Below are 16,797 nucleotides of genomic sequence, written 5' to 3' on the forward strand. Positions count from 1 at the left end.
CTCGAAAATGTGCACTATTGTGCATCTAAGGCGACAGCCAAAACGCACAATCAAGCTTAAGGGTGGCCCATGGCCGGGGAAGATCGGCGCCTCGCAGGCGGCGCGACATTCATCGATTTCCAGACCGAACCGTCCCGCTACCGGCACTGGAAGCTCGCGGTCGACGGTGACGTCGCCACCCTGACCATGGACGTCGACGAGAATGGCGGCCTGTTCGAGGGCTATCTGCTCAAGCTCAATTCCTACGATCTCGGCGTCGACATCGAGCTTGCCGACGTGGTCCAGCGCCTGCGCTTCGAGCATCCCGAGGTGAAGGTCGTGGTGATGCGCTCGGCCAAGAACCGCGTGTTCTGCGCCGGCGCCAACATCCGCATGCTCGCCGGCTCCACCCACGCCCACAAGGTCAATTTCTGCAAGTTCACCAACGAGACCCGCAACGGCATGGAAGACTCGTCGGAAAATTCCGGCCAGCGCTTCATCACCGTCGTGAACGGCTCGGCCGCCGGCGGCGGCTATGAGCTCGCGCTCGCCACCGACTACATCATGCTCGCCGATGATGGCGCGTCTGCCGTTGCCCTGCCGGAAGTGCCGCTGCTCGCGGTGCTGCCGGGCACCGGCGGCCTCACGCGTGTGGTCGACAAGCGCAAGGTGCGCCGCGACCATGCCGACTTCTTCTGCACCATCGAAGAAGGCGTGAAGGGCAAGCGCGCCGTGCAATGGCGCCTGGTCGACGAGATCGCGCCGAACAGCAAGCTTGAAGGCAAGGTTGCCGAGCGTGCCAGGGAATTCGCCGACAACTCGAAGCGCAAGGGCAGCGGCAAGGGCATCGCGCTGACGCCGCTCAAGCGCGTGATCGACGAGACCAGCCTGCGCTATGGCTTTGTCACCGTCGACATCGACCGCGCTGCGCGCACCGCCACGATCTCGATCAAGGCGCCTGAAGCCGCGCCGCCTGCCGACATCGACGGCATGATGGCGCAGGGTGTCGCGTTCTGGCCGCTCCAGGTCGCGCGCGAACTCGACGACGCGATCCTACATCTGCGCATCAACGAGCTCGAGACCGCCATGCTGGTGTTCAAGAGTCATGGCGACCGCGCCCATGTGCTCGCCTGCGACGCCTTCCTCGAAGCCAACAAGGCGCACTGGCTGGTCAACGAAATCCGGCATTACTGGAAGCGCGTCCTGAAGCGCATCGACGTCACCTCGCGCACGCTGGTGACGCTGGTCGAGCCCGGCTCCTGCTTCGCCGGCACGCTCGCCGAGCTCGTCTTCGCCGCCGACCGCTCCTACATGCTGATCGGCACGCGCCAGGGTGACAACCGCCCACCGCCGTCGATTGAGCTTTCGGCCATGAACTTCGGTCCCTATCCGATGAGCCATGGCCTGACGCGACTGCAGTCGCGCTTCCAGGCCGATCCGTCTGATGTGGAACGCGCGGAAGCCACGATGGGCACAGCGCTGGACGCCGAGCAGGCGGAAGAGCTCGGTCTCGTCACCTTCGCGCTCGACGACATCGACTGGGACGACGAGGTCCGCGTGTTCCTGGAGGAACGCGCCAGCTTCTCGCCGGACAGTCTCACCGGCATGGAAGCGAGCCTGCGCTTCGTCGGGCCCGAGACGATGGAATCAAAAATCTTCTCGCGCCTCACCGCGTGGCAGAACTGGATCTTCCAGCGCCCGAACGCTGTCGGCGAGGAAGGCGCGCTGCGCCGCTACGGCAGCGGCCAGAAGCCGAAATTCGATATGACGCGGGTGTAGTTTTTCGTGTCCCGGGCGCGGCGCAGCGCGAAGCGGTGCGACGCAGAACCGGGACCCATACAGACCAAGCAATAGGTCCCGGCTCAGCAGTGCAGCACTTCGCGCCGTACTGCGTCCGGGACACGAGACCGAACAAGGAGCACGGCCATGAGCATGAACATCATGAACGTCGACTACTCGACCAAGATTCCGAACAACGTCAATCTCGCCGAAGACCGCCAGGTGCTGAAGGCGCTGGAAGGCTGGCATCCCGGCTACATGGACTGGTGGAAAGACATGGGGCCGGAAGGCTTCCAGGAATCGCTGGTGTACTTGCGCACCGCCTATTCGGTCGATCCGCGCGGCTGGGCCAAGTTCGACTACGTGCGCATGCCCGACTATCGCTGGGGCATCCTCCTGGCGCCGCAGGAGGAGAATCGCGTCGTGCCGTTCGGCGAGCATTTCGGCGAGCCGGCCTGGCAGGAAGTCCCGGGCGAATATCGCGCCATGCTGCGCCGCCTGATCGTGATCCAGGGCGACACCGAGCCTGCCTCGGTCGAGCAGCAGCGCCACCTCGGTAAGACCGCGCCCTCGCTGTACGACATGCGCAATCTGTTCCAGGTCAATGTCGAGGAAGGCCGTCACCTCTGGGCGATGGTGTACCTGCTGCAAAAGTACTTTGGTCGCGACGGACGTGAAGAGGCTGACGATTTGTTGCGCCGCCGCTCGGGCGACGCGGATTCGCCGCGCATGCTGGGTGCCTTCAACGAGGCGACGCCGGACTGGCTGTCCTTCTTCATGTTCACCTACTTCACCGACCGCGACGGCAAGATGCAGCTGCACTCGCTGGCGCAGTCCGGCTTCGATCCCTTGTCGCGCACCTGCCGCTTCATGTTGACCGAGGAAGCGCACCACATGTTCGTCGGCGAGACCGGCATCACTCGCGTCGTGCAGCGCACCTGCGATGCGATGCGCGAAGCCGGCATCACCGATCCGACCGACATCGCGAAGGTCCGCGCGCTCGGTGTGATCGACCTGCCGACCATCCAGAAGAAGCTGAACCTGCACTATACGCTGTCGCTCGATCTGTTTGGCTCGGAAGTCTCGACCAACGCGGCGAACGCCTTCAACACCGGCATCAAGGGCCGCTATCACGAGACCCAGATCGACGACGATCATCAGCTCAAGAACGCGACCTATCCGGTGCTGAAGTTCATCGACGGCGAGATCAAGCTGGTCGACGAGCCGGCGCTGACCGCGCTCAACATGCGCCTGCGCGACGATTACAGCCAGGATTGCGTCAAGGGCATGCTGCGCTGGAACAAGGTGATCTCGACCGCGGGCTACCAGTTTCAGCTCAAGCTGCCCAACGTCGCCTTCCACCGCCACATCGGCGAGTTCAAGGGCATCCACGCGACGCCGGATGGTCTGTTGATCGACGACGCCAATTGGGCCAGGCGCAAGGACGAATGGCTGCCCTCGACCGCCGACGGCGACTTCATCACCTCGCTGATGCAGCCGGTCACCGAGACCGGCCAGTTCGCCTCCTGGATCTCGCCGCCGAAAGTCGGCATCGACAACAAGCCCGGCGATTTCGAGTATGTGAGGATCGAGTCGTAGGGCTACCCCCTGACGCGGGTCGGCTGTTGCCGTATCGAAGACTGTCATCACCCGCGAAAGCCGGTGATCCAGTATTGCAGAGGCGTTAGAGATAAACGAGAAGCCGCTGCGTACTGGATGCTCCGGTCAAGCCGGGGCATGACAGCGAGAGTGAGGTGACGTCGTCGCCCCCCCCTCACAGTTCCTCAACTATCCCACCCGCTCCCCTTGATCCCCGGGTTCGCATAGACAATGCCGCCGTCCACCGCGATGGTCGCGCCCACCACATAGTCCCCCGCGCGCGAGGCGAGATAGATCGCGGCGCCCGCCATGTCCTCGTCGGTGCCGATGCGGCCCGCGGGCACGCGCGTCGAGACCTCGTCGGCATGATCGCGCGCGGCGCGGTTCATGTCGGATTTGAACGGACCCGGCGCGATCGCGGTGACCACGACGTGGTCGCCGATCAGCTTCACGGCCATGCGCCGCGTCAAATGAATCAGCCCCGCCTTGCTCGCCGCGTAGGAATAGGTCTCGCTCGGATTGACGAAGATGCCGTCGATCGAGGCGATGTTGATCACTTTCGCCGGCCGCTCTGCCGATGCCGCCGCGCGCAGCGTGGGCGCCAGCGCCTTGGTCAGGAAGAACGGCGCCTTGACGTTGAGGTTCATCACCTTGTCCCAGCCGCTCTCAGGAAACTCGTCGAACTCCGCGCCCCAGGCCGCTCCCGCATTGTTGACGAGGATGTCGAGTTTTTGCTCGCGCTTCCCGAATTCGCTCGCGAGCAGCTCGGCGCCGGCCAGCGTCGAGATGTCGATCGGCAGCGCGATGCATTCGCCGCCATATTGTGCGGAGAGCTCCTTCGCGGTCGCCTCGCAAGGCCCGGCCTTGCGTGCGGTGATGTAGACCTTCGCAGCACCCGCGCTGAGAAATCCCGCCGCGATCATCTTGCCGATGCCGCGCGAACCGCCGGTCACCAGCGCGACGCGGCCTTTGAGCGAAAACAGATCGTTGAACATGGTGCCTCCCTTGGTTTGCTCTGGTTGTGAGCGGGGAGGGGAGGGGAGTCAAGGAAGGCGCCGCATCGTCGTCCTGGCTTTCGCCAGGACGACGTCTGAGTTCGGGCAGCGAAGACGGAGAGATTTAAGCCGCCGCGATCCTGCGGAAGCCATTCCACATCGCGGTCGCGGCGCCCGAGGTCAGCACCGGCAAAATCCGCGTGTCCTGGTAATTGCCGTTGAGCGAGACGCGTGGCAGCGCGGTCATGTGGCCGGCGTTTTCGGCGAACAGCATCCCGGGCCGCGTCGTTACCGCGGTCTTGAAGCCAGCGGTCGCAGCGAGAGCGAATTCACGCTCGCCCGCCGCCTCGCGATCGCCATAGGGATAGGCAAGATGTTGAACGTTGCGGCCGAGCGCCTGCTCGATCCGCGCGCGGCTCACAGCCATCTCCTGCGTGGCGATCTCTTCGCTTTGCTTGGCGAGATTGCAATGACTGACGGAATGCGCACCGATCGTGACCAGGGGGTCGGCGGCAAATGTCTTCACCTCGTCCCAGGACAGGCAGAGGCTGCGGCACAGCGCGGCCATGTCGACGCCGTACTTCGCGCAGAGCGCCTCAATCTCGCGCTTGAGATCGTGCTCGCCGGGCAATGCGCGCAACCAGTCGTGCAGGCGGTCGAAGGCCGCCTGCTTGGCGGCTGGCGTCGTCGCATCGAGCTGCAGCGCGGCATTGCCGATTGTTATCTCGATCTGCTCGGCCTTGGCGATCACCGCCTCCAGCGCCTCCCACCACAGCCGACCCGTGCCCTCGGCGAAATCGCTGGCGACGTAGACCGCCAGAGGCGCGTCAAATTCGCGCAGAACCGGCAGCGCGAAATCGAGATTGTCGCGATAGCCGTCGTCGAGCGTGAAGGCGGCGAAGCGACGGTCGAACCGGCGCTGTACCAGCCGCTCATGCAGCTCGTCCATGCTGACGATGTCGATCTCGCGCGAGCGCAGATGGCACAGCGTCGCGCGCAGGAATTCGGGGGTGACTTCGAGATGCCTGTTGGGCTGGAACGCCGCGTCGCGGGCCGGCCGCACGTGGTGCAGCATGAAAATGGCGCCGACGCCCGACAAAAGCGGGCGCAACAGATGGTGCGCCCCGCTGAAATAGAGTGCTTCCAGCCCGGCGCGGATGACGTTGTTACGAAGTTGTTTCATGACCCGCTGGCGGACTTTGGCATTCCACCTTCAACTTACGGAAGAACCCTTGAAGAAAAAGTTATTCCAATTGTCCACGCATGGCCTTCGGAAGGGCGTCATTTCCGGTTTGACAGCCCGCCAAGGGTTTGTTTTGTCTCCGGTTCCAGAGTTCGGGTCGTCGAATGCAGAAGCTTTTCAGGTGGGCCAGCAAATGGTGGCCAGGGCTGATCCCCCTGGCCGTCATGTGGGGATTTGCGGCCTGGAATAACACTTTGCCGGTCGAGGCGGACCTTTCCGCCCGCAGCTCGGCGGCGCTAAAGGATACCGTTCTGGACAAGACCCGGATCGCGGTTGACGGCCGCGACGTCAGCCTGGCTGCGGACGCGTTTTCCGAGGAGGGGCGCCGCGACGCTGTTGTGGCGGTCGAGACCGTTCCCGGCGTGCGCCTGGTCGACGACCGGACCCGCCTCGTTCCCGAGGCAAAGCCCTTCGTCTGGAACGCCGAACGCGACGTGGTGCGGGTGACGCTGTCAGGCTCCGCGCCCCTGCCGGCGATGAAGGGCCGCCTGGCCGAGGCGGCCCGCAAGGAGATCGGCGGTACCGAGGTGGCCGATCAGATGGGTTTGGCGCGCGGCGCACCGCCGCGGTTCGAGGCGGCTGCGATGCTGCTGCTCGACCAGATCGGCAAGCTCAAGGACGGCAAGATCACGATAACGGACACCAAGGTCAATCTATCGGGCATGGCGCGCGAGCTCGGCGGCCGCGAAGCGGTCGCAGCGGCGCTGAAAAACCTGCCCGAGGGCTTTTCGATCGCCGCCAACGAGGTCAAGGCGCCGCCCTACGTCTTCCAGGCCTACAAGGATCCGGTCGCCGCGACGGTGACGCTGACCGGCTATGTTCCCGACAACAATGTCCACGCGGCCATCGCCACCAGCGCGTCGCGGAAATTCTTCAACGAAAAGGTCGTCGACAATCTCAAGGCCAGCGTCGGCGCGCCCGGCTCCTTCAACCCCGCCGTGGTCGCAGCGCTCGGCGCGCTGTCGCGACTGTCGACCGGCACGCTCGTCGTGTCCGACCGCGAGGTCAAGCTGTCGGGCGATGCGCTCTATGAAGGTGCCGCCAACGACATCCGCTCAGGCCTCGGCAAGGACTTCCCGAAAAACTGGCAGTACAAGCCGGAAATCACGGTGAAACCCGCGGCCGGGCCGGTCGACGGTACCGTGTGCCAGCAATTGTTCTCGGAGCTGCTGGCCAAGGCCAAGATCCGCTTCGGGACGAAGCGCGCCGACATCGATCCGGATTCCGCCGGTATTCTCGATCATCTGATCGAGACGGCGCTGCGATGCCCCACCACCAATATCGAGGTCGCCGGACATACCGATGCCGACGGCGAAGATTCCTTCAACCAGGCGCTCTCGGAGAAGCGCGCGCAGGCGGTGATCGACTATCTGGTCAAGGCCGGCCTGCCTGCCAGCCGCTTCACCGCGGTCGGCTACGGCAGCACGCAGCCCGTCGCCGGCAATGACAGCGAAGACGCCAAGGCGCAGAATCGCCGCATCGAATTTCTGGTGAGGTGACGATGCCCTATCTCGTCTCGTTCCATCTGGGCTGGCTGATAGGCTCGCTGCTGCTCGGCTTTTGCATGGGCTGGATCTCGGTGGTCCAACGCGGCAATGGCACCTCGAAAGTGACCGCGCGCTGGCTCGCCGTGCTTGCTGCCGGCCTGGTCGCGGCCTCGTTCGCGCATGTGGTCCCCGGCCGCTTCGGCTATTGGCTCGACCTCGCCCTGATCATGTTCGCCTGCTATCTCGTCGGCGCCACCATCGGCGCCTGGCTGCGCGACCGGGTGGTCTCGCGCACCGCGCCGCCTGCCGCTCTGTGATGTTGCCGTGCACCCTGACTGCGGAAGTCAGGGGCGTGGCCGCGCGGCCTTTCGGCACATCGAAAACCGTGAACAATCGCTCCGGTCACCCCTCTTTCAACAGGCGGGGGCGGCCCATAGATTGACGTCGGCTTAAGCCGTGACGGAACATTGTACGGTCGAAATCATCAAAACTTCATGGCCACTGCGCAGGATTGCCATGGAGATTCGCGTCAGTCTTGCCGCCGAAAGCGCCAAACCGTGCATCAGGAGCCCGCAACCCTGCCTAAAATATTGAAGGCACGAGTTTTTGTTCGAATTGCCGAATTCCACTCCGCCCGGAAACGCGCTAGTGGAGGGAGAGCGGGTATGCGCGATGCCGGGACCGGCAGCGAGGGTTCGTCGGGTGTTTGCGTGTCGTCCGCCTGTTCGTCGGCCACCCTGGCCGCTGAAGCGTTGTTCGAGGTTTAGATGCTGGAAGCCATACGCAGGGCGATGTCGTTTCTGCGCCAGAAGCAAATCCTGCATAAGCTTGGAGTTGTGATCAGCGTCGCGGTCATCGGCATCGCTTGCTATGTGCTCTACCACATGCTGCGCGGTATCGATGTCAACGAGGTCGTCGAAGCGATCAAGAGCACCGAGCCGAGCCAGATTGCGATGGCGGCGCTGTTCGTCGCCGCGGGCTATTTCACGCTGACCTTCTACGACCTGTTCGCCGTGCGCGCGATCGGCCACGCCCACGTGCCCTATCGCATCAACGCGCTCGCCGCCTTCACCAGCTATTCGATCGGCCATAATGTCGGCGCCAGCGTCTTCACCGGCGGCGCGGTGCGCTACCGTATCTATTCGGCCTACGGCCTGAACGCGATCGACGTCGCAAAAATCTGTTTCCTCGCCGGCCTGACCTTCTGGCTCGGCAATGCTGCGGTGCTGGGCCTCGGCATCTCCTATCATCCGGAGGCCGCGGCCTCGATCGACATGCTTCCGCCCTGGCTGAACCGGACGCTGGCGATGATGATCATCGTCGGGCTGGTCGCCTACGTGGTCTGGGTCTGGACCCAGCCGCGGATGGTCGGCCGCGGGCCATGGACCGTGATGCTGCCGGGCGGCCCGCTGACGCTGCTCCAGATCGCGATCGGCATCATCGATCTCGGCTTCTGCGCGCTCGCGATGTACGTGCTGGTTCCGGACGAGCCCAATCTCGGCTTCGTGGTGGTCGCGGTGATCTTCGTCTCGGCCACGCTGCTCGGCTTTGCCAGCCATTCGCCCGGGGGCCTTGGCGTGTTCGACGCCGCCATGCTGGTCGGCCTCTGGCAGATGGACCGGGAGGAGCTGCTGGGCGGGATGCTGCTGTTCCGCGTCCTCTATTATTTGTCCCCTTTCGTCATATCTGTAATCTTGCTGACGTTTCGCGAAGTTATCATCGGCGCACGATCGAAGCGCTTGCAGCAGGCCGCGCTCAAGCTCGACCCCGGCCCGGCGCGTGAAGCCGCCTATGTGAGAGAGCGCAGCGACAGCGGCGCCTGACCGGCGCAAGCCTTGAGTCCAGGCCTTGAACCCAAGCCTAGAGTCCAAGAGTCCGCAGGAGAAGCCCGCCCCGATGGCGATCGACGCCCCATCGTCTCCCACGGCCCAGCCCTGGTCCGACCGGCTGCGGCACTCGACCATCATCCTGATCGCCGCGGCGCTCGCGCTGTCGGTGGTGGTTTCGCTTGGTGAATTGTCGGCGCTGCATGCTGTTGTGGTGTTCCTCTGCATCGCCGCTGCGGCGCTGATCCCGTGGCGCCTGCATGATACCGCCGCCTCGCGCGAGGACACCCGCCGCGTCAACCCGGTCGAGAGCGCGGCGGTGGCCGCGGTCGTCGCCGGCATGCCCGATCCGGCGGTGCTGCTCGACCGCGCCGGCCGCGTCATCCATCTCAACGCTGCGGCCGCCCAGCTCGCGCCGGCGCTGCGCCGGAACGAGCTCGCCCAGTTCGCGCTGCGCTCGCCCGAGATCATCACGGCGCTGCGCGAGTCGATCGCGACCACCGAGCCGCGGCGCGCGACCTATCTCGACCATGTCCCGGTCGATCGCTGGATGGAGCTGACCATCACGCCGGTGCCGGTGCCGACCACCTTTGGCGGCGCCGACAAATGCATGCTGATGACCTTCCACGATCAGACGCCGCTGCGCCGGGTCGAGGAGATGCGGGCCGATTTCGTCGCCAATGCCAGCCACGAGCTGCGCACGCCGCTGGCCGCGCTGTCCGGCTTCATCGACACGCTCCAGGGCCAGGCCAAGGACGATCCCAAGGCGCGCGAGCGCTTCCTCGGCATCATGCACAACCAGGCCACCCGGATGGCACGCCTGATCGACGATCTCTTGTCGCTGTCGCGGGTGGAACTGTCGGCCCATGTGCGGCCCGACACCCTAGTCGACCTGCTGCCGATCATCTTCCAGGTCGCCGACGGGCTCGAGCCGCTGGCGCGGGAACGCCAGGTCGAGGTCGAGACCCATCTGCCCGAGACCCCGGTGATGATCGCGGGCGACCGCGAGGAGCTGCTCCGCCTGTTCGAGAATTTGATCGAGAACGCGCTCAAATACGGCGCCTCGGGCGGACGCGTCATCGTGTCGCTGACGTCCGGTCCCGCCCCTGATGGAACTCCGGAAATCCGGGTCCTGGTCCGGGATTTCGGCCCCGGCATCGCGCCGGAACATTTGCCGCGGCTGACCGAGCGCTTCTACCGGGTCGATGTCGGCGACAGCCGCTCGCAGGGCGGCACCGGCCTCGGATTATCGCTGGTGAAACATATCCTTAACCGCCATCGCGGCCGGCTTTTGATCGAAAGCGTGCCCCGGCAGGGCGCCACTTTCACCGCCTGCTTCCCCCAGAGCAAGCCTGCGGCTCTGAGTTAAAGTCCAGCAATTTCAATTGCTTAATCCTGTCATCCGACTGTCACGAAACCTTCGTAAAAGCTCAGCTGTCCGCTCCTAAAGGGGCGGCACGGGGAGCGCGATCGGGCGCGGATGGCGCTTCGCTCCCCTGTATGGAGACCACCATGAATTTCCTCAAAACACTCGTTGCTGCTGGCTTGGTCGCCGCAGCGACGACGACGGCCTTTGCTGCCGACATCACCGGTGCCGGTGCGACGTTCCCGTTCCCGATCTATTCCAAATGGGCTGACGCCTACAAGAAGGAGACCGGCAACGGTCTGAACTACCAGTCGATCGGCTCCGGCGGCGGCATCAAGCAGATCCAGGCCAAGACCGTGACCTTCGGCGCCAGCGACGCGCCGCTCAAGGCCGAGCAGCTCGAGAAGGACGGCCTCGTCCAGTGGCCGATGGTGATGGGCGCCATCGTTCCCGTCGTCAACATCGAGGGCGTGAAGCCCGGTGAGATGGTGTTCGACGGCGAGACGCTGGCCAGCATCTATCTCGGCAAGATCACCAAATGGGACGACGCCGCGATCAAGAAGCTCAACCCGAACCTGAAGCTGCCCTCGGAAGCGATCACCGTGGTCCGCCGTTCGGACGGTTCGGGCACCACGTTCAACTTCACCAACTACCTCGCCAAGGCCAGCGCGGACTGGAAGAGCAAGGTCGGTGAAGGTACCGCCGTCGAGTGGCCGGTCGGCGTCGGCGCCAAGGGCAACGAAGGCGTGTCGGGCAACATCAGCCAGACCAAGAACTCGATCGGCTACGTCGAGTACGCCTATGCCAAGCAGAACAAGCTGACCTACACCGGTCTCGTCAACAAGGCCGGCAAGGCGGTGCAGCCCACCGTCGAAGCCTTCCAGGCGGCCGCCTCCAACGCCGACTGGGCCAAGGCTCCCGGCTACTACGTCATCCTGACCGACCAGCCCGGCGAGAAGTCCTGGCCGATCACGGCGGCGACCTTCATCCTCATGCACAAGGACGCCACCGACAAGGCGGCCTCGCAGGAAGCCATCAAGTTCTTCCGCTGGGCCTTCAAGAGCGGCGGCAAGGCGGCTGAAGAGCTCGACTACATCCCGATGCCGGACCCGGTCGTTCAGCTGATCGAGAAGACCTGGGCTGCCGAGATCAAGAGCTAGGCTCGCGACGCTCGTGCCCCGGATGCGCTGCGCCGCATCCGGGGCACGGACCAACAAAAAACGTATACTATTTTAGTACAGGGGATCGGCGTGGCAGAGATGGCCGTTCAGAGCGATGTAATCGACGACGCCGGACCGTATGATCGCGCCAAGGCCTTGAGCGCGTTCAAGCTCGGCGACGTCACCTTCTACTGGATCACGCGGCTCTCCGCGATCTCGGTGCTTCTGATCCTCGGCGGCATCATCATTTCGCTGATCGTCGGCGCCTTTCCGGCGATGAAGGAATACGGCCTCTCCTTCCTGTGGACGCAGCGCTGGGCGCCGTCCGCCGATCCGCCGGTGCTCGGCGCGCTCGGGCCGATGTACGGCACGCTCGTCACCTCCTTCATCGCGATGCTGATCGCCATTCCCGTGGGTCTCGGCATTGCGATCTTCCTCACCGAGCTCTGCCCGCAATGGCTGCGCCGCCCGATCGGCATGGCGATCGAGCTGCTCGCCGGCATCCCCTCGATCATCTACGGCATGTGGGGCTTCTTCGTGCTCGGCCCGTTCCTGGCCAACACGTTCCAGCCCTTCATGATCAAGATCTTCGACGGCGTTCCCGTACTGGGCGCGATCTTCGCAGGTCCCCCGTCCTATCTCAGCCTGTTCAATGCCGCGCTGATCCTCGCCATCATGGTGCTGCCCTTCATCACCTCGATCTCGGTCGACGTGTTCAAGACGGTGCCTCCGGTCCTGAAGGAAGCCGCCTACGGCGTCGGGTGCACCACCTGGGAAGTCGTCCGCAGCGTGGTGATCCCCTACACCCGCGTCGGCGTCATCGGCGGCGTCATGCTGGCGCTGGGCCGCGCGCTCGGCGAGACCATGGCGGTGACCTTCATCATCGGCAACTCGTTCCGGATCTCGTCGTCGATCTTCGCCCCGGGCACCACGATCTCGGCGGCGATCGCATCCGAGTTCGCCGAGAGCGACGGCCTGCACCAGTCCGGCCTGATCCTGCTCGGCCTCCTGCTGTTCGTGCTGACGTTCTTCGTGCTCGCAGCGGCGCGGCTGATGCTAATGCGGCTGGAAAAGAAGGCGGGGAATTGACGCCATGAATCCGATCTATTCACGCCGCCGCCGCAAGGACATCGTCGTCCGCGGGCTCTGCATCGCCGCAACCGCCTTCGGCGTCACCTGGCTCGCGCTGATCCTGATCACGCTGCTCTACAACGGCCTGGCGGGCCTCAATGTCCAGCTGTTCACCGAGAACACGCCGCCACCCGGATCGAACGAGGGCGGTCTGCTCAACGCCATCGTCGGCTCGCTGATCATGACCGTGATCGGCGTCGGCATCGGCGCGCCGCTCGGCATGTTCGCCGGCACCTATCTCGCCGAATACGGCCGCAATGACCGGCTGACCTCGGTGATCCGCTTCATCAACGACATCCTGCTCTCGGCGCCCTCGATTATCATCGGCCTGTTCATCTACGGCGCGGTGGTGGTGCCGATGCGCGGCTTCTCGGCGATCGCAGGCTCGCTCGCGCTCGCGGTCATCGTCATCCCGGTGGTGCTGCGCACGACCGAGGACATGCTGCTGCTGGTGCCGAACGCGTTGCGCGAGGCGGCCTCGGCGCTCGGCCTGCCGCGTTCGCTGGTGATCAAGCGGATCGCTTACCGCGCCGCGCGCTCCGGCCTCATCACCGGCGTGCTGCTCGCCACCGCCCGCGTTGCCGGTGAGACCGCGCCGCTGCTGTTCACCGCGCTGTCGAACCAGTTCTTCAGCCTCAGCCTCAACAAGACGATGGCGAACCTGCCGGTCACCATCAACAACTTCGTGCAGAGCCCCTACGCCTACTGGAAGCAGTTGGCCTGGAGCGGGGCGCTGCTCATCACCCTGACCGTTCTTGCTCTTAATATTGGCGCGCGCATCCTTGGCGCCGAGAGGACCGCAAAATGAGTGATCTTTCCGTATCGATGAGCGCGGCCGGTGGCCTGCCCCACGCGGCGGTGCTGCCGGAGGCGCCCCCCAAGGTGACCGTGCGCAACCTGAATTTCTATTACGGCGAGCACCACGCGCTGAAGAACATCAACCTGACGCTCGGCGCCAACCGCGTCACGGCGTTCATCGGTCCGTCGGGCTGCGGCAAGTCGACCCTGCTGCGCATCTTCAACCGGATGTACGACCTCTATCCCGGCCAGCGCGCCACCGGTCAGCTCATGCTCGACCAGACCAACATCCTCGACCCCAGGCTGGACCTCAACCTGCTGCGCGCCCGCGTCGGCATGGTGTTCCAGAAGCCGACGCCGTTCCCGATGACGATCTACGAGAACATCGCGTTCGGCATCCGTCTCTATGAGAAGATCTCGAAGTCCGAGATGGACGGCCGCGTCGAGAAGGCGCTGCGCGGCGGCGCGCTGTGGAACGAGGTCAAGGACAAGCTCAACGCCTCCGGCCTGTCGCTCTCCGGCGGCCAGCAACAGCGCCTCTGCATCGCCCGCACCGTCGCGGTGCGGCCCGAGGTGATCCTGTTCGACGAGCCGTGCTCGGCGCTCGACCCGATCTCGACCGCCAAGGTCGAGGAGCTGATCCAGGAGCTGTCCGAGGACTACACGATCGCGATCGTCACCCACAACATGCAGCAGGCGGCGCGGGTCTCCGACAAGACCGCCTTCATGTATCTCGGCGAGCTGATCGAGTTCGACGACACCAGCAAGATCTTCACGTCGCCGACCGACCGGCGCACGCAGGATTACATCACCGGCCGGTTCGGCTGAGGAGACGCGACATGGGTTCTGAACATACCGCAAAGGCCTTCGACACCGACCTCCAGGAACTCACCCGCCTGGTCGCCGAGATGGGTGGCATCGCCGAGCGCATGATCGTCGATTCCGTCGACGCGCTGATCCGCCGCGACGTCCCGCTCGGCCAGCGCGTCGTCACCATCGACATCGAGCTCGACGCGCTGCAGAAGCGCATCGAGGAGCGCGCCGTGCTCACCATCGCCCGGCGCCAGCCGATGGCGGTCGATCTGCGCGAGATCGTCGGCGCCATGCGCGTCGCAACCGATCTCGAGCGCATCGGCGACCTCGCCAAGAACATGGGCAAGCGCGTCGCGGCGCTGGAGACGGACTTCCATCCGCTCAAGCTGTTCCGCGGCCTCGAGCACATGACCGACCTCGTGCAGCAGCAGGTCAAGTCGGTGCTGGACGCCTATGCCGCGCATGATTTGCCGGCGGCGATGGCGGTGTGGAAGGGCGACGAGGAAGTCGACGCCATCTGCACCTCGTTGTTCCGCGAGCTCCTCACCTACATGATGGAGGATCCGCGCAACATCTCGTTCTGCATCCACTTGATGTTCTGCGCCAAGAACATCGAGCGGATCGGCGACCACGCCACCAACATCGCCGAGACCGTGTTCTACATGATCGAGGGCCAGGCGATCACCGACAAGCGGCCGAAGGGCGACATGACGACCTTCGCCAACACGCTACCGAACACTTAAGGAGCGACGACCCGATGGGCGCACGCATTATGGTGGTTGAGGACGAGGAAGCCCTGACCGAGCTTCTCCGCTACAACCTCGAAGGCGACGGCTATGACGTCGAGACGGTGATGCGCGGCGACGACGCCGACACCCGCCTCAAGGAGCACATCCCCGATTTGATCGTGCTCGACTGGATGCTGCCGGGCCTGTCAGGCATCGAATTGTGCCGGCGGCTTCGCACCCGTCCCGAGACCAAGCAGCTCCCGATCATCATGCTCACCGCGCGTGGCGAGGAGAGCGAGCGGGTGCGGGGTCTTGCGACCGGCGCCGACGATTACATCGTCAAGCCGTTCTCGGTGCCGGAGCTGCTGGCGCGCGTGAAGGGCCTGCTGCGGCGCGCAAGCCCCGAGCGGCTCGCCACCGTGCTCGCCTTTGGCGACATCGAGCTCGACCGCGACAAGCGCCGCGTGGCGCGCTCGGGCCGGCCGATCGATCTCGGTCCGACCGAATATCGCCTGCTGGAGTTCTTCCTGGAGCATCCGGGACGGGTGTTCTCGCGCGAGCAACTGCTCGACAGCGTCTGGGGCCGCGACATCTATATCGACGAGCGTACCGTCGACGTGCATATCGGCCGCCTGCGCAAGCTGCTCAATCTCGGCCGCGAGCAGGATCCGATCCGCACCGTCCGCGGCGCCGGCTACGCGCTGGATGATCGCTTCGCGAAGGCGGAGCAGGTGTAGGGTTGCAGGCTTGTTTGTTGGCGAGCTGTCCCTGCATTCTCCGATGTCGTCCCGGACAAGCGAGCGAAGCGAACGTTGATCCGGGATCCATAACCACAGGGAGTGGTTTGGCGAAGACTCGGAGTGACCCCTTTCGCGCAACAACTGCGTGCTCGGAGTATGGGTCCTGGCTTTCGCCAGGACGACACTGAAATTGTTGAATCGTCTTCGCGCGACGACTTGCCGTGATTAACGCGGACCCGGCTTCACGGGGGCGCGCCGCCGATCCGACGCCGGCTGGTACGCGACACGCGAGTGCTGGGCGCAATAGGGCAGGCCGGACAGCGCCCTGCCACCGCAGAAGAAGAAGTCCGGGCTCGAGGGATCGCCGACCGGCCAGTGGCAGGTCGCCTCGTTCAATTCCAGCAGCGACAGCCGCTGGCTCATCGGCACCACGTTGTCGTAGGTGACCGGATCCGGCTCAGCCTCGACCTCGAACGCCTGCGCCAGCGCGGTGTTGCCGCGCGAGATCGGGCGGGTCACGCGCATCATGTGCTGCGCGGGACGCGCCTTGCGCGGCCGGGGCGCTGCCGATGATGGGCTCTTGGCGCGGCCCGAGAGGCCGAGCCTGTGCACCTTGCCGATCACGGCATTGCGGGTCACATTGCCGAGCTCCGCCGCGATCTGGCTGGCCGAAAGTCCGGCCTCCCAGAGCTTTTTCAGCTGCTCGACGCGATCATCGGACCAGGTCAAAACCGTCATTGCACCCTTTCCCTCGCTGCCGGCCTGCCATTCTGGCGCCTCGCAGCGAATGCCTAAGCCTTCAAAAACCCGTGCCGCCAGAATCCCTTAAGGCTCGCCGGGCGCGACTAGAACGCCCGAACGTTTACGCCGGTACATAAGGACTTAGAGATCAGAACCACTGCACGAGATGTCGTATCTGACAATCCAAACGCTACAATATGGCGTGACTCCCGCGCAAGAGTCCCCCGACTCGCTTCCACATGTTCCGTGGCTAAATCCCGCAAAATCGGCACCGCAAGACTACGGATTCAGCGTTTCGCGAGGCTTTCCGGGCGGCATTGACACCCGTTTCACCAGGCCTAAGATAGTCGTGCGTGCCGCCCTCAAGAGGCGGCACGTTTCGTTTTCCGGGCCGGTCGATGGTGCGTTGCGC

The 16,797-nt window shown here is 64.6% G+C and carries 15 protein-coding genes; 12 read left to right on the plus strand and 3 right to left on the minus strand.

The features are described from left to right. The first annotated feature begins 69 nt into the window (after nucleotides 1-69). On the plus strand, nucleotides 70-1,758 hold the full coding sequence (boxC, locus tag JQ591_RS07600; protein ID WP_211395386.1) for a 2,3-epoxybenzoyl-CoA dihydrolase: 1,689 nt from the start codon (nucleotides 70-72) through the stop codon (nucleotides 1,756-1,758). Nucleotides 1,759-1,905: 147 nt separating this feature from the next. Beyond that, nucleotides 1,906-3,357, plus strand: coding sequence for a benzoyl-CoA 2,3-epoxidase subunit BoxB (boxB, locus tag JQ591_RS07605; RefSeq protein ID WP_211395387.1), 1,452 nt, complete (start codon nucleotides 1,906-1,908; stop codon nucleotides 3,355-3,357). A gap of 185 nt (nucleotides 3,358-3,542) precedes the next feature. Here boxB and JQ591_RS07610 read toward each other — a convergent pair whose 3' ends face one another. Next, nucleotides 3,543-4,352, minus strand: a complete 810-nt coding sequence (locus JQ591_RS07610; protein ID WP_211395388.1) for an SDR family oxidoreductase — start codon at nucleotides 4,350-4,352, stop codon at nucleotides 3,543-3,545. A gap of 124 nt (nucleotides 4,353-4,476) precedes the next feature. Continuing rightward, the gene (locus JQ591_RS07615) at nucleotides 4,477-5,535 is read right to left on the minus strand and encodes a polysaccharide deacetylase family protein (RefSeq protein WP_211395389.1); all 1,059 of its coding nucleotides are present in this window, start codon (nucleotides 5,533-5,535) and stop codon (nucleotides 4,477-4,479) included. A gap of 164 nt (nucleotides 5,536-5,699) precedes the next feature. Here JQ591_RS07615 and JQ591_RS07620 point away from each other — a divergent pair, with 164 nt between their 5' ends. The 10 genes from JQ591_RS07620 to phoB all read left to right on the plus strand — a co-directional run bounded on the left by JQ591_RS07620 (nucleotide 5,700) and on the right by phoB (nucleotide 15,641). After that, complete coding sequence (locus JQ591_RS07620; protein ID WP_211395390.1) at nucleotides 5,700-7,094, plus strand: OmpA family protein; 1,395 nt, start codon at nucleotides 5,700-5,702, stop codon at nucleotides 7,092-7,094. Between the two features lie 2 nt (nucleotides 7,095-7,096). Further along, nucleotides 7,097-7,399, plus strand: coding sequence for a hypothetical protein (locus tag JQ591_RS07625; RefSeq protein ID WP_211395391.1), 303 nt, complete (start codon nucleotides 7,097-7,099; stop codon nucleotides 7,397-7,399). A 450-nt stretch (nucleotides 7,400-7,849) separates the two neighbouring features. After that, entirely contained in the window at nucleotides 7,850-8,905 is a 1,056-nt protein-coding gene (locus JQ591_RS07630) for a lysylphosphatidylglycerol synthase domain-containing protein (RefSeq protein ID WP_211395392.1), read from the plus strand. Nucleotides 8,906-8,978: 73 nt separating this feature from the next. Continuing rightward, on the plus strand, nucleotides 8,979-10,277 hold the full coding sequence (locus tag JQ591_RS07635; RefSeq protein ID WP_211395393.1) for an ATP-binding protein: 1,299 nt from the start codon (nucleotides 8,979-8,981) through the stop codon (nucleotides 10,275-10,277). 143 nt (nucleotides 10,278-10,420) lie between these two features. Continuing rightward, the gene (gene pstS / locus JQ591_RS07640) at nucleotides 10,421-11,434 is read left to right on the plus strand and encodes a phosphate ABC transporter substrate-binding protein PstS (protein ID WP_211395394.1); all 1,014 of its coding nucleotides are present in this window, start codon (nucleotides 10,421-10,423) and stop codon (nucleotides 11,432-11,434) included. Between the two features lie 99 nt (nucleotides 11,435-11,533). Further along, entirely contained in the window at nucleotides 11,534-12,523 is a 990-nt protein-coding gene (gene pstC, locus JQ591_RS07645) for a phosphate ABC transporter permease subunit PstC (protein WP_028148027.1), read from the plus strand. Between the two features lie 4 nt (nucleotides 12,524-12,527). Continuing rightward, nucleotides 12,528-13,373, plus strand: coding sequence for a phosphate ABC transporter permease PstA (gene pstA, locus JQ591_RS07650; protein ID WP_211395395.1), 846 nt, complete (start codon nucleotides 12,528-12,530; stop codon nucleotides 13,371-13,373). After that, complete coding sequence (pstB, locus tag JQ591_RS07655) at nucleotides 13,370-14,191, plus strand: phosphate ABC transporter ATP-binding protein PstB (protein ID WP_211395396.1); 822 nt, start codon at nucleotides 13,370-13,372, stop codon at nucleotides 14,189-14,191. The genes pstA and pstB overlap by 4 nt, the downstream gene beginning before the upstream one ends. A gap of 11 nt (nucleotides 14,192-14,202) precedes the next feature. After that, nucleotides 14,203-14,919, plus strand: a complete 717-nt coding sequence (gene phoU / locus JQ591_RS07660) for a phosphate signaling complex protein PhoU (protein WP_211395397.1) — start codon at nucleotides 14,203-14,205, stop codon at nucleotides 14,917-14,919. A 14-nt stretch (nucleotides 14,920-14,933) separates the two neighbouring features. Beyond that, a complete protein-coding gene (gene phoB / locus JQ591_RS07665; protein ID WP_007597871.1) occupies nucleotides 14,934-15,641 on the plus strand; it encodes a phosphate regulon transcriptional regulator PhoB in 708 nt (235 codons plus the stop codon). Between the two features lie 228 nt (nucleotides 15,642-15,869). On the opposite strand, the gene JQ591_RS07670 is transcribed toward phoB, so the two are convergent. Then, complete coding sequence (locus tag JQ591_RS07670; RefSeq protein WP_211395398.1) at nucleotides 15,870-16,382, minus strand: GcrA family cell cycle regulator; 513 nt, start codon at nucleotides 16,380-16,382, stop codon at nucleotides 15,870-15,872. Between the last annotated feature and the right edge of the window lie 415 nt (nucleotides 16,383-16,797).

It is taken from the genome of Bradyrhizobium canariense, assembly GCF_018130465.1.
GTDB lineage: Bacteria > Pseudomonadota > Alphaproteobacteria > Rhizobiales > Xanthobacteraceae > Bradyrhizobium > Bradyrhizobium canariense_C.

Excerpts from the sequence above, each read along its gene's own strand:
- JQ591_RS07670 (WP_211395398.1), bottom strand. The coding sequence starts at position 16,382 with ATGACGGTTTTGACCTGGTCCGATGATCGCGTCGAGCAGCTGAAAAAG.
- JQ591_RS07620 (WP_211395390.1), top strand. The coding sequence starts at position 5,700 with ATGCAGAAGCTTTTCAGGTGGGCCAGCAAATGGTGGCCAGGGCTGATC.
- JQ591_RS07625 (WP_211395391.1), top strand. The coding sequence starts at position 7,097 with ATGCCCTATCTCGTCTCGTTCCATCTGGGCTGGCTGATAGGCTCGCTG.
- boxB (WP_211395387.1), top strand. The coding sequence starts at position 1,906 with ATGAGCATGAACATCATGAACGTCGACTACTCGACCAAGATTCCGAAC.
- pstA (WP_211395395.1), top strand. The coding sequence starts at position 12,528 with ATGAATCCGATCTATTCACGCCGCCGCCGCAAGGACATCGTCGTCCGC.
- pstB (WP_211395396.1), top strand. The coding sequence starts at position 13,370 with ATGAGTGATCTTTCCGTATCGATGAGCGCGGCCGGTGGCCTGCCCCAC.
- JQ591_RS07610 (WP_211395388.1), bottom strand. The coding sequence starts at position 4,352 with ATGTTCAACGATCTGTTTTCGCTCAAAGGCCGCGTCGCGCTGGTGACC.
- pstS (WP_211395394.1), top strand. The coding sequence starts at position 10,421 with ATGAATTTCCTCAAAACACTCGTTGCTGCTGGCTTGGTCGCCGCAGCG.
- JQ591_RS07630 (WP_211395392.1), top strand. The coding sequence starts at position 7,850 with ATGCTGGAAGCCATACGCAGGGCGATGTCGTTTCTGCGCCAGAAGCAA.
- phoU (WP_211395397.1), top strand. The coding sequence starts at position 14,203 with ATGGGTTCTGAACATACCGCAAAGGCCTTCGACACCGACCTCCAGGAA.
- JQ591_RS07615 (WP_211395389.1), bottom strand. The coding sequence starts at position 5,535 with ATGAAACAACTTCGTAACAACGTCATCCGCGCCGGGCTGGAAGCACTC.
- phoB (WP_007597871.1), top strand. The coding sequence starts at position 14,934 with ATGGGCGCACGCATTATGGTGGTTGAGGACGAGGAAGCCCTGACCGAG.
- boxC (WP_211395386.1), top strand. The coding sequence starts at position 70 with ATGGCCGGGGAAGATCGGCGCCTCGCAGGCGGCGCGACATTCATCGAT.
- pstC (WP_028148027.1), top strand. The coding sequence starts at position 11,534 with ATGGCCGTTCAGAGCGATGTAATCGACGACGCCGGACCGTATGATCGC.
- JQ591_RS07635 (WP_211395393.1), top strand. The coding sequence starts at position 8,979 with ATGGCGATCGACGCCCCATCGTCTCCCACGGCCCAGCCCTGGTCCGAC.